General features: G+C 54.5%; 11 protein-coding genes. 4 read left to right on the top strand and 7 right to left on the bottom strand.

Annotated features, from left to right (window positions below):
* Positions 1 to 8: 8 nt before the first annotated feature.
* Both G6R38_RS16075 and G6R38_RS16070 read left to right on the top strand, forming a co-directional pair.
* The gene (locus G6R38_RS16075; RefSeq protein WP_166827890.1) at positions 9 to 494 is read left to right on the top strand and encodes a tRNA (cytidine(34)-2'-O)-methyltransferase; all 486 of its coding nucleotides are present in this window, start codon (positions 9 to 11) and stop codon (positions 492 to 494) included.
* 592 nt (positions 495 to 1086) lie between these two features.
* Positions 1087 to 2976 carry a WD40 domain-containing protein gene (locus tag G6R38_RS16070; RefSeq protein WP_166827887.1) on the top strand — a complete coding sequence of 630 codons (1890 nt, stop codon included), beginning with the start codon at positions 1087 to 1089 and terminating at the stop codon, positions 2974 to 2976.
* A 1-nt stretch (position 2977) separates the two neighbouring features.
* Here G6R38_RS16070 and G6R38_RS16065 read toward each other — a convergent pair whose 3' ends face one another.
* Together G6R38_RS16065 and G6R38_RS16060 are read right to left on the bottom strand one after the other, a co-directional pair.
* The gene (locus G6R38_RS16065; protein ID WP_166827884.1) at positions 2978 to 4768 is read right to left on the bottom strand and encodes a TIGR02996 domain-containing protein; all 1791 of its coding nucleotides are present in this window, start codon (positions 4766 to 4768) and stop codon (positions 2978 to 2980) included.
* A gap of 18 nt (positions 4769 to 4786) precedes the next feature.
* On the bottom strand, positions 4787 to 5608 hold the full coding sequence (locus G6R38_RS16060) for a purine-nucleoside phosphorylase (protein WP_166827881.1): 822 nt from the start codon (positions 5606 to 5608) through the stop codon (positions 4787 to 4789).
* Between G6R38_RS16060 and G6R38_RS16055 the strand changes: the two genes are divergently transcribed.
* Positions 5607 to 5777 (top strand): hypothetical protein, encoded by a 171-nt coding sequence (locus tag G6R38_RS16055; RefSeq protein WP_166827877.1) that lies wholly within the window; start codon positions 5607 to 5609, stop codon positions 5775 to 5777. The two genes, G6R38_RS16060 and G6R38_RS16055, sit on opposite strands and share 2 nt — an antisense overlap.
* Positions 5778 to 5779: 2 nt before the next feature.
* Here the strand turns inward: G6R38_RS16055 and G6R38_RS27865 are convergent, their stop codons facing one another.
* The 5 genes from G6R38_RS27865 to G6R38_RS16030 all read right to left on the bottom strand — a co-directional run bounded on the left by G6R38_RS27865 (position 5780) and on the right by G6R38_RS16030 (position 10316).
* Positions 5780 to 6109 (bottom strand): hypothetical protein, encoded by a 330-nt coding sequence (locus G6R38_RS27865; RefSeq protein ID WP_206028610.1) that lies wholly within the window; start codon positions 6107 to 6109, stop codon positions 5780 to 5782.
* Positions 6110 to 6787: 678 nt separating this feature from the next.
* Entirely contained in the window at positions 6788 to 6979 is a 192-nt protein-coding gene (locus tag G6R38_RS16045; protein WP_166827874.1) for a DUF6800 family protein, read from the bottom strand.
* 236 nt (positions 6980 to 7215) lie between these two features.
* Positions 7216 to 7830, bottom strand: coding sequence for a transcriptional repressor LexA (lexA, locus tag G6R38_RS16040; protein WP_166827870.1), 615 nt, complete (start codon positions 7828 to 7830; stop codon positions 7216 to 7218).
* Positions 7831 to 8201: 371 nt separating this feature from the next.
* A complete protein-coding gene (locus tag G6R38_RS16035) occupies positions 8202 to 9422 on the bottom strand; it encodes a peroxiredoxin family protein (protein ID WP_166827866.1) in 1221 nt (406 codons plus the stop codon).
* A 324-nt stretch (positions 9423 to 9746) separates the two neighbouring features.
* On the bottom strand, positions 9747 to 10316 hold the full coding sequence (locus G6R38_RS16030; RefSeq protein WP_166827863.1) for a response regulator: 570 nt from the start codon (positions 10314 to 10316) through the stop codon (positions 9747 to 9749).
* 247 nt (positions 10317 to 10563) lie between these two features.
* Here G6R38_RS16030 and G6R38_RS16025 point away from each other — a divergent pair, with 247 nt between their 5' ends.
* Complete coding sequence (locus tag G6R38_RS16025; protein ID WP_166827860.1) at positions 10564 to 11844, top strand: adenylosuccinate synthase; 1281 nt, start codon at positions 10564 to 10566, stop codon at positions 11842 to 11844.
* Positions 11845 to 12136 lie beyond the last annotated feature (292 nt).

Raw genomic sequence — 12136 nt, 5'->3', positions numbered from 1 at the left:
AGTCTTGCATGAACGATTCCACTGAACCGCTGCTGCATGTCGCCCTGTATCAGCCGGACATCCCGCAGAATACCGGCAACATTGGTCGGACGTGTGTGGCGGTGCGAGCGAAGTTGTGGCTGATTCGGCCACTGGGATTTCGGCTCGATGACCGTTACCTGAAACGCGCTGGCATGGATTATTGGCAACATTTGGACTGGCAAGCGGTCGAAAGTTATCAGGAATTGGTCGAGCACCTGCCGAATCGGCGAATCTGGTGTCTGACCAAGACGGCCAAGCGGTTGGCGTGGGACGTGGAGTTCTCTCCTGGCGATGTGCTCCTCTTTGGCAGCGAGAGTCGCGGTTTGCCGGCCTCGATTCTGAGGGAAGACAATACCCGTAATCTGCGGTTGCCGATGTACGAGGAAGTCCGCAGTCTCAACTTGGCCAGCACCGCGAATACCATCGTGTACGAAGCGGTTCGACAATTCGGTGGCTTGCCGGGAGTGGACTGAAACACTTGCCGAATAGTGGTTTTGGCGGTATACTTAGTTTGCACGATTACCAATATGCAGACTCTCAAACGAATAGGAGACGAATCGGAATGGGTGTGAAGAAGTCAGGAAAAGGTCGACGGAAACTGGGTCGCAAGAAACGCCGAAACCGAGCTAAGATTCGGCACCGTAAAGACTAAGGCAGTTTTGTCGGTCTTTGGGTGATCTTGTGGATTTTGGGAACATCACGTTTTCTCGCGTCCATGAGGAAGGCAATGTTCGAGTGCTTGAAAAGGCACGCCGAACTCCGTTGATCTCGATGGAACACCGTTTCGATTCTGTTCCGTAGAGTCCATGCCGCAGGAAATTCCTGCGGCTTTTTTTGTGGACCATCAGCCATGCCGTTGCGGGAAGTTATCAATCCTTCTTGATGCCTTGACACTCTCGGGTTGGTCAATCAATCTGTTAGTGCAGGTTCCGATTGATCGTCGCGGGTTTTTGTCTCGTGGATGCCGCGAGGCCATGACTTTTTTGCCTCCACCGCCAACAGAGACCACCGTCATGCGGTCAAGAACCTGCGTGCTCTCTCTCCCGACCACCCAAGGTTCCCGCCATGTTTGCTCGCCGAACTGTGCTGCTCACCGCCCTCCTCTCTTTTGTAGCATCCGGTGTTGTTGCCGACGAATTGCCGCTTTCGACGCTCAAGAAGGCCGCTGCGGAGTCCAAGACAAAGCGTGACAAGGCCAAATCAAATCTCGATGAAGCGGAAGCAAGCGTGCAGAAGGCGACGGAAGACCTGCTGCGGGCCAAATCCATTCCCCGCCAGGCGGATCGCACGCTTTCCGAAACGGAGAAGTCGCTGAAGGCTCAGGAAGAAGCGATCAAGAAAGCGGCTGAAGCTGTCCAGAAAGCCGAGCTGGCCAAACAGAAAGCTGACCAGGTAGTCAAAGACGCGGGCGAGGATGCAGCGAAGAAGACTGCCGCCGAGAAACAGCAAGCTGCGACCACAGCGGAACTCAAGAAGCAACAAGAACTGCTTGAGACGGCCAACAAATCGCTTCAGGAAATCCGAACCAAACGGACTGCCGCAGAGCAAGCTAAGAAAGACGCACCGCAAAAAATCGAAAACGCGGAAACGGCTCTGAAAAAAGCTCGGCAAGACCGTGATGAGCGTCAAAAGGCCTACGAGACCATTGCCGCGGCATGGTTGGCAGATCAGCAAGCTGTGGAATCGCACCTGATCGAGCATGACCAGCTGGTGTCGTTTTCCGAGAAGGTCGCTCCGATTTTTCATCGGCGATGTGTGGCGTGTCATAACGCACGGCAGGCTCAGGGGCGTTTGAACATGGAAACGTTTGCGGCGATGGCAAAGGGGGGCGAGTCTGGGGAATCGTTCGTTGCAGGCGATCCGGATTCGTCGATGCTGTGGACGATGATCGAAATTGGCGAAATGCCCAAAGACGCCGACCCGCTCACCGCCGACGAGATGGCCGTCATTCGTCGATGGATCGAGACGGGAGCGGTACTCGATGCGGGCAAGCCAGCGGATGCCTCTCTGCTCACAATCATGCCCAAGCCGGAACAACCGCAGCCACCGGAATCCTATGCGGCGACGATTCCCGTCACCGCGTTGGCGTATAGTCCAGATGGCAAACTGCTGGCCAGTTCCGGCTATCATGAGGTCCTGTTGTGGAATGCCGAAGACGGATCGCTTGTACGTCGGATCTCGAACCTGGCGGAGCGTGTGTACGATGTGCAGTTTAGTCAGGACGGGGCCACGATTGTCGTCGCGGCAGGTACACCGGCACAGATTGGCGAGGTCAAGCAGTTTGCGGTTGCGGATGGTCAGCTACTTGCCGACCTGATGATCACGCCGGATTCCGTCTTCGCGATTGCACTAAGTCCCGATGGGACTCGATTGGCCTCGGCCGGTGCCGACCGGTCCGTACGAGTGTTCGATCTTGAGTCTCAAGCTGAGCTACTGCATGTCGAAGACCATGCAGACTGGGTCATGGACGTGGCTTGGAGTCCCGATGGTAAACAGCTCGTCTCCGCCAGTCGTGACAAGACGGCGAAGGTCGTCAACGCAGAGACCGGAGAGGCGGTCATCACGTTCAACAGTCATTCCGATGCCGTTTATGCGGTCGCCTTCAGTCAAGACGGTAAACAAGTCGTGAGTGCAGGTGAGGACAGGCAAATTCGGCTATGGAAAGTCGCGGATGCCAAAGCTGTCAAAACGGTGCGGGCTTCGGGAGCTGTGTTCGATCTGGAACAACTTCCCAACGGACAAACGGCCACCGCCGAGGCGAGCAAAACGGCACGACTCGTCGCGTGGCCGAAGGGGCAAATTGCCAAAACATTCAGCGGCTCACCGGAATGGCTTTACAGTGTGGCTGCGTCACCGTCGACACAGCGAATCGCCGCCGGCAGTTACGACGGCACCATTCGCATCTGGAACATGGAAGACGGCAAGGAATTTCTGAAGTTCGTCGCCAAACCGTAAGTCACGATTTCATTCGCGGACCGAGTCGGCGTTTGACGGCGTCAAGCTCTGGCGGATCGTCACCAAATACGTAGGTTCGGAAGGCGCGTAGTCGCGGAAGAACTTGCGGCAAAGCAAGCGGTCGCAAGCAATTGCGAACGGTCTCGTCACTGATGTTGCCTTGTTCGCCGTAACTGATGAGGAACGAGAGGCGAAGGAATTCGACGTGTCGCAGCAAACGTGATTCATAGATTGCCCGGGTTTGCGTTTCCGTCAAATCGCCGGTAATGCAAAACGCGGCGTGAGTGAGGACAGCCTTGCTCCTGAGAACGCTGTTCACGTCATCCTGGGTTTGAATCCGAAATCCCTTGAGCTCCCGCAAATTCGGGGAAAGATTCGAAGGCTCAAAAACGTCCTTGGCTGTGCCACGACCGTAGTAATCATCGGATAGGTCCAGAGATTCGAGCCGTCGTTGTCCGTCCCAATCACCGAGGGACTGCACGAACTTTTGGTCCGCAAATTCATGCGTTCGCAACTCGACCAGATTCGGAGCGGCATTGGACCGAAGCAATTCGGTGATCGTTTCTGGATGGAAAAATCCTTCGGACTGGGAATCGTTGTCGATATACAACGACCGCAAATTTCGCAGCCATCCGCTTGTTGCCATCGTTTCGATAATTTCGGAATTGATTTCCTGGCAGATCAGGTGTAATCGTCGCGGTGGGCGGGCGGTTTTGATCAGTTTGTACCATGCGGCTTCGACTTCCGGTGTCCCGCTTTCATCGCTCCAACCTAAAGTGAGATCTCGAAGTTGGTTCGTCAGCGGAGATTTCGCAAACACTGGTAAATCGGCCCCAAACACGTCGACGTCGCGGATCTGTTTTAAATGGGGAGATTGAAACAACGCTTCCCATCCCGATTGGGTCAGCGAATTGCCGAACAACGTGAGTTGCGTCAAACCTCGCAGGTTTGTCGAGGAGGCCAGCGTTTGGGCTGCTGTATCGTTGAGTCGGCAATTCTCTAAGTTCAATCGTTTCAGTTGCCTAGCAAACGAGGCGTTCGCGACCAATTCTGCCAGCTGGTCGGATTGCCTCGCAGGGGCCATTGGGCATCCATTGAGGCTGAGTCGACGGAGCGTCCGCAGATGCTCGGCCTGACAGAATGTTTCCAAAGCCGATGCGGCGGTCCCTGTTTCCTCGCCAAACGGGTTGAACAACCGCAGCCAGGTTCCGGGAACGAAACTCTTCAGGTTTCGCACATGCGTTGCTTGTGCCAATGCGTGCAACCAGTCGGCGAGTGGCACTTGCGGTTCAGACCATTGACTATGCCAATGCGGTTCAAAGACAGGCGCGGCCCCGATAATGTCGAGTGATCGCACGGCACCAAACGTTGGATGAGAAACCACTTCATTGAGTGCGTCGGTTTGCAGCGGTTCGCCGTCATCGTCCACGAAACCGATTCGCCACAGCGGTTCGGTTTGGAAGACGGATTCGCCGTGCTTTAAGAATGCGTTGGCGGTCATCGTCGCGGAGTGCAGAAAGCCTCTGCGGAATTTCCAGCGGACGATTTGCTCCGACTTCTCGCCGAGCCATTCCGATTCGTGCTCGAACAGCAACTCGTCAGCTCGTAACTCCAACGCCTGCCGCCGCGAACTGCCCTTTCGCAATCGAGCCGATTCACATTGCAAGCGGATGAATTCGGCTCGGGACGATTGTCCTTGTGCATCGAGCCAGTCAGCGTAGATCAAACGCGGCGTGTCGTTATAGGGATCGTCAACAATTGCTTGCAGAAAGGGAGCCGAGGACTGGGGCATAAGAGCTCCCGGTTGCCGTTAGAGTTGTTCCAGTACTCCGCCGATCAGTTTCCCTAAACGCTCACCACCCTCACCGGCGACTCGGATGATTTTATCAATATCCACTGGTTCGAGCGCGTCCGGAAGGCACAAATCCGTGACGATGGAGAATCCGAGCGTCCGCATGCCCGCATGTTTGGCGACAATCGCTTCGGGCACGGTGCTCATGCCGACAACATCCGCACCGAAGCCACGCAACATGCGATATTCAGCTCGTGTTTCCAGGTTCGGTCCAGCAACCGCGACAAACACGCCTTTCTGAGCCGGGATCGATTTCTCCAAGGCGGTCTTTTGGGCCAGTGCGATCAATTCTCGATCGTAGGTTTCGAGCATATCCGGAAATCGCGGGCCTAGGTTGTCGTCATTCACTCCCCGCAATGGGTTGTCCGGCAGAAAATCAATGTGATCTTCGATGATGACGATATCCGCCAGCGACATTTGCGGATTCATCCCACCAGCGGCATTGGTGACGATCAAAATTTCCGCCCCGAGAGCTTTCATCACACGGATGGGAAACGTGATCTGCTGCATCGAGTAACCTTCGTAGTAATGGAAGCGACCTTCCATCGCCACGATTGGCATGCCCTTGAGTGTCCCGCAAACGAGTTGACCAGCATGCGATGTGACGGTCGACGTCGGAAAGTGGGGGATGTCGGAGTAGGCGAGTTTGGCGTCCGCCTGGATTTCCGCGGCCAATCCACCCAAACCAGTTCCCAGAATGAGACCGATTCGGGGCGTTTCAGTCCAATGCTCTCGGATTGCCTGAACGGCTTCGGCAATTTGCTCAGACAAACCTTGCATGAGGGTTCCACCCGTTTCGCAAAACAGCGTGCGATTCATTGAGTATTTGCGAGACCACCGATGGAACTCGCTCGATTCCGGTATCGTCGAGAAACGTCGTCCCTACCACTCTGTCGATGAGACGGCCGCAACAATCAAAGCCGGAATGTTGTTCCGGCTTCGATTGTGACACTAATCATCGTCGTCGAAGTCGTCGAAATCATCATCGTCTTCGTCGTCATCATCGAAGTCGTCGTCGTCATCTAGATCATCATCGAGATCGTCGAAGTCGTCATCGAAGTCTTCGTCGTCCTCGTCGAAATCATCGTCATCATCAAAGTCGTCGTCGAAGTCATCATCATCGAAGTCGTCGTCTTCGTCGTCATCATCATCGAAGTCGTCGAAGTCGTCGTCCTCATCGCTCAAGTAGATGCTATCGGACGGGTTAGCCTGGTCGAAATCGAGCAGATCGTCCGTACCACCATTCCAGAAGTCTTCTCGACCCATGCCGATTCCGGCCATATTGGCTTCCTCACTGAAAACGAATTCTTCTCGCTACTTACGACAAATAACTTGTGGCACGACGCACACATTAGATGGTGTTGCTTATAAAAGTTCGAAGGCCGTGTCAAGCGTCTTCAAACAGCGTCGTCGGGATTGAAAAAATGACCCGGGGGATCCGTTTGCACGAGTGACTCAAGTCTCATAATCGTGCACGATCGATTGCATTGGAACGCCGTTGTCCGCCTGAAACGAGTTTGCTCGAAACGCGGTCCCAAACTCCGTTTGACGACGGCTCTGTGGATCTCTATCAGATCAGTCGGGGTTTACGCAAGCGGTTTCTGTGGAGACGTGGCCAGGTTCTCGTCGATCGCACGCCGATTCGACTTCCAGCCGTGTTTGCGCACCAGTTCTGTGTATGACATACATTGCGGAGAGAGGTAAGCCCGAAACGCATTCAAATGCTTGAGCTTGATGCGATTTCCAGAATCTCGCAATTGTGGGGCGCTAGAAGATCTCGATGCAGGGGAGCACGTCATGCTCTCGCCCGCTCGTGTGTGCTGCTGACAGCCCAAGCGAATGATTTGGAGCAGGAAAGCCACCTCAAGAAACGCAGCAAGCGGAGTGGATACTGCCACCCCGCTCTGCAAATAGCTTCTCGATTCAATTGCCTAAGATGCCTCAGGCAAGAAATGTCCGTTAGGATTCCGCTTTTTCCTGATTGGCTTCTTCTTCGACCAAGTTCACAAGCGGGCTGACAAGACGGACTTTCTCGATAATTTCAGGGCGTTCGGATTCATTCGCTTTGCGATACTTTTCTCGCAATCGGCGTAGCTTGGCCCGTCGTGTGCGTTTTCGAGCTAAATCCCGTTGCCGTTCCACTCGTCCCATGACACTTCAATCTCACAAAGAAAAGACAGTTGTACGGATTACCAACAACGATTCACCGCATGGTTGGCAAACCAGCAAATTATCAGGCGTTCTCGTGTCCGTCAACTCTGGAGAATTGTTCGGAGGGCGTGAATCCGCCGGAATGACAAAAAAAGCCCCCGAACGTGCTGGTCGGGGGCCTATCAGAACCAAGTTCCACCGTGACTCGTATCTCACGGCTGATGGACTTGGGGGATTTAGTATTGGCGGACAACACCGACAACAACGCCGAGAACCTCAACGTCATCTGCGTAGATCGGTTGCATAGTTGAGTTCGCCGGTTCCAAGCGGAAACGGTCGTTCTCACGGTAGAAGCGTTTGAGGGTTGCGTCTTGGCCTTCGACCAATGCAACCACAATCTCGCCTTCCCGAGCATCGTTCTGCTTGTTGACGATGACGTAATCGCCTTCCGCGATTGAGTCCTCGATCATCGAATCGCCTTTGACTTTTAGGCAGAAATGATCGTCGGAATCAAAGAGGTTGGCAAAGTCGACTCGTTCCACATCTTCGACGGCTTCCACCGGGTGACCGGCCACAATCTGTCCGGCGAGCGGGAGGCTCATGCGTTTTTGTGGGGAGTCGGTCAACTGGATCGCACGAGACATGTGAGATTCGCGAGTGATCAAGCCCTTCTTCTCCAGGGCTTTCAAGTGGCACATCACCCCGTTGGGGCTTTTGATTTCAAAATGCGTGCCGATTTCGCGAACCGTTGGGCCGTATCCGCGATTCACGATTTTATCTTTGAGGAACTCGTAAATTTCACGTTGTCTCGGGGTCAAAGCGGGACGTTTCGTGCCGTTACCATCGACCATACTACTGTGTCCTTTGTTGCAAAAGTTGAAAAGGTCTATAGTGCCTTTTCAAAACCTTCATAACTCCAATGAAACGGTTGTTTATGACGGAGTTGATATGGGGAGCGACATTAAATAGGTGTGGGGTCAAACATAGATTCACTAAGGGAAATACTAATGGACTCTCATACATAGTTCAAGCCTGAACAATATCGTTACCCCCCATTTTCCGCTAAAAAAACCGCGTGTTCAGTGTTTTTATGCCATTTTTGATCAATTGAACACTGCCGATCTGTGACATTTCCTACAAAAAAACACCGATGGTCTCTAGACCATCGGTGTCGACACTTGGTTGCACAATCGAATTGTGCCTGTTTGATCATGTGTGCGGTTTATTTCAGTAGGTCGGTGCAGTGTTCCGCGAGTTCTGGGAGTGTCGTGAAGGTGCTGGCGACGGTTCCGTCGGCATTGACCAACCAATACGCTGGAATCCGACGGAGACCGTAGTACTTCACGATCGGGTTCTTCCAGCCACGTTGATCGGGAGCGGCGTAGAACACCGTTGGCCATTCGATTTGGTGACGGGACAGAAAATCTCTGGCAATTGCTTCGTCGAAGTCCAAGTTCACACTGACAACATTCAAGCCGTTGTTGGCGAATTGGTCGGCGAGTTTTTTGAGTTCGGGGAGTTGAACTTCAGCACCTTCAGTTTCACTGGCCCAGAATGCGACAACTGTGGGTGTTCCCTGGAATTGTTCCAGGTCAACATAACCGCCATCGATCGTGGGACCCGCCAATTTCAATGGCTGTCCAACGAGAGTTAATCGTCGCAGGATAGCTGAGACGTGTGCCGTTCGTTTGTCGTCGGGACACATTTCCTGAAGCGTGGTGTAACAAGCAGCGGCCGCCTCCGTGAGTCCATGGGCGTCACAACTCCAACCGGCCGCATCGAGGGTTTTGATCACGTGTTCCGTTTCGCCGGGGAAACGTCGGGCAAAGAGTTGGGCTTGCCGACTGTATTCTTCCAGCCATCGGGGTTCCTCGCCGCCGAATTTTCGAGCCATCGTCTCGGCGAATGCGACTAAGGACAGCCCCGCTTCCAACGCTGCCGGAGAGCTAGGATCGGCAGCAATCACTTGCTCAGCATGATCGTAAAGCGTTTCGATGTCTGCGTTTCGAGCAGCTTCCTCACCACTGGGATGTTGCAAAGCCAACTGAGTGCGGGCTTCGAGCAGGTGGTGTACCGCTTGGCGGTATTCCGACGATTTTGCTTCGTCAGCGTGTGATCGGGCGATGGCGTGTTGAGCGAGTGCCACGATTTCGGTGTTGCGTTGTCGTTGGAACTCTCGGATTTCCGCAACCGACGCCTCGGTCGGCAACGTTTTGAGACGCAGCAATGTGATTTCTTGCAGTGCCAACTCCGCAGAATCCACCGGGGGACCGGTTTCAATTTTCGGCGTCGTTTTGGGGCTCGAAATCGACAGAGTGGGCAGTTGACTTGCCGTTTGTTCCGGAGTAGGTCGGTCCTTGCCACAACCTGAAGTTCCGCAAACGAATGCTCCGCCTAAACATGCGATTCCAACAGTTTCGATCCACTTCCGTGTCGCGCTCATGAGTTCCTCATCCTTGAGAAAAAACGACGAAAATCCCTTGGACCGTGCTCCGGCCTCGGTATCTGCGGTAGATTCAACCGCCAATGAGGGCGATCTCTCCACGAGACAGTACACGCCAAGCGGAAAGCAAAATGCTTTAGCCGCCTCGTTCCCGCACCACCACGGCGCGACCACCCGCAGAATGGGCATACGGCGTTGGCGGGGTTTTAGGGAATTTTTTCGACTATGGGAAGATCAGGTTCAAGTTTTCTCAAGAATCATCCGAGGCCGGGACATTTGTAACGTCCTTTCGATGCGTCGGAGTGCGAAACAGAACGCTCAAAGTTAGGCGCTCGTTCGGGTCGGAACCGCAAACAGGCGGTCAACCGAATTGGCGAGATCTTCGACATCAAACGGTTTGGCGAAGAAGCCGTCTGCACCTCGGCTGAGAGCGAAGTCGCGGTGACGGGGTTCGTCGTTCCCAGTGATCAAGATGATCCGCGGCGGATCGGGGTGCCAATGTCGAGTGCGTTCCAGCAATACTAAACCGCTGCGTCGTGGTAATACGACATCGAGAATGATCAAATCCGGGAAATCTCGCTCCGCCCGGCAGAGCCCTTCCGTGCCATCGCCGGCTAGAAAAACCTCGTAACCTCGGCTCGCTAGAACAAATTCGATGCACTCGGCGATGGAGCTGTCATCTTCAACGACCAGCACACGACGTTTGGTAGGCGACGATTTCGAGCAAGGCATGCGACACGTTTTCGAGGCAGAATCCACGCGACTTACATCCGGAGTGGTCATCACGCATTCCTCTTGGCAGGCTTCGGAGGCGGTTGGGTTGGCTCTGTATTCATCGGACGATCCGCTTAGGAATCGCCAACTCGTCTGGAAATCCGACAGCAACTTCCGCAAATCTTTTCCATCTTTTCATATCCGATCAAATGCACCCGGGAGTGGACGATTTGCCACGATGTGAGAATTCTCACAAGGTCGAACGCTGTTCACACTCAGGCAAGCTCGCGAAGATAAAAGAGCGAAACACCGTTTACACTCGCGAAGTGGCGTCCGTTCCCCTAGACTCGTTCGGGCTTTTTGATCGCATCGGCTGGCGTGCATCTTCGATGAACACGCTGGAATCCAAAATTGAAGGTGAACTATCGTGGCTGCAACGGCTGTCATTGGTCTCCAATGGGGGGATGAGGCGAAGGGGAAAATTGTTGACCTCTTGACCGAAGATCACGACGTTGTCGTGCGGTATCTCGGAGGCAACAACGCGGGGCACACGGTTGTCTTCAACGGAAAGACGTACAAGCTTTCTTTGCTGCCAGCTGGTGTGTTGCATCCGGAGAAAACCTCGGTGATCGCCGGTGGCGTGGTCATCAACCCCAAAGCGTTCTTGGAAGAATTGGACAGCATCGAGAAGCAAAACGGTGCAACAGTGGATAACTTGGTCGTCAGCGACCGAGCTCATGTCATCTTCCCATGGCACCAACTGGAAGAAGCGGCGCTCGAGAAAGCCCGCAAAGATGAGGCCATCGGCACGACAATGCGGGGAATCGGCCCATGTTACCGCGATAAAGCCGGTCGCACACACGCGATCCGCATGGGCGATTTCATCCGTCCCGATGTCTTCCGCAGACGGTTGGAAGAGATCGTTCCGCAAAAGAACACCATCATCAAAGCCCTCGATCCCGATGCCACACCACTAAGTGCCGACGCGATTTACGAGGAATTCCAAGCGTACGCGGATCGTCTGCGTCCTCGAATTACCGATACCACCGCCCTCCTCCATCGCGAGTTGAAAGCCGACAAGAAGCTGCTGTTCGAAGGTGCCCAGGGAAGTTTGCTGGACATCGATCACGGAACGTTCCCGTTTGTGACGTCGTCAAATAGTTCCGGTTGCGGCATCCATGGCGGAAGTGGTGTGCCGGAGCGTGTCATTGACCGCATGATCGGCGTCGTCAAAGCCTACACGACTCGCGTGGGTGGCGGACCGTTCCCGACGGAACTCCACGACGAAACCGGTCAACGCATCCGCGACGTGGGCCGAGAATACGGCACCGTCACCGGGCGTCCACGTCGCTGCGGATGGTTAGACGCCGTCGCTACCCGATATGGTGCAATGATCAGCGGCGTGGATTGCATCGCCGTCGCCCTACTCGACGTCCTCACCGGATTGCCGGAACTCAGCATCTGTGAGGCGTACGAAATCGATGGCGAACGCACCACCGATTTCCCCAGCCACATCGATGACCTCGCCAAAGCCAAACCGGTCTACCGCACCCTGCCCGGCTGGACCGAAGACATCTGCGGCGTGAAAAAACTCGCCGACTTCCCCAAAGCCGCCCGCGAATATCTCGACGCCCTCGCCGAACTCGTCGAACGCCCCGTCGAAATCATCTCCGTCGGCCCGGACCGCGAGCAAACCGTGATTGTGTGACCAGGACAGTATTGTAGGCTGGGTCGTGACCCAGCACGTTGAGCAAGTAGGGTCCGCTGTGCGGCCCTTACTTGCTATCTAGTTTCTTCACAATGATTTGATAGTCTCTTCGCGGGGTGGCCCAGAAAGATTTCTTTCTGGGCTGCAAATCAGCAAGAGGTTGTTCGAGTGGGGGCGGCTGACTTGCAACCTCTTGATCACTTTGTGATCCCAGGTTGCAAGCAACCTGGGCCACCCTGCGAATCTTGCTCATTCTAAATCTTGTAGGCTGGGTCATGACCCAGCAAGATGA

The sequence above is a fragment of the Thalassoroseus pseudoceratinae genome (assembly GCF_011634775.1).
GTDB classification, from domain to species: domain Bacteria; phylum Planctomycetota; class Planctomycetia; order Planctomycetales; family Planctomycetaceae; genus Thalassoroseus; species Thalassoroseus pseudoceratinae.
Note: the sequence above shows the minus strand (reverse complement) of the source record. Positions and strands in the feature narration are given on the sequence as shown.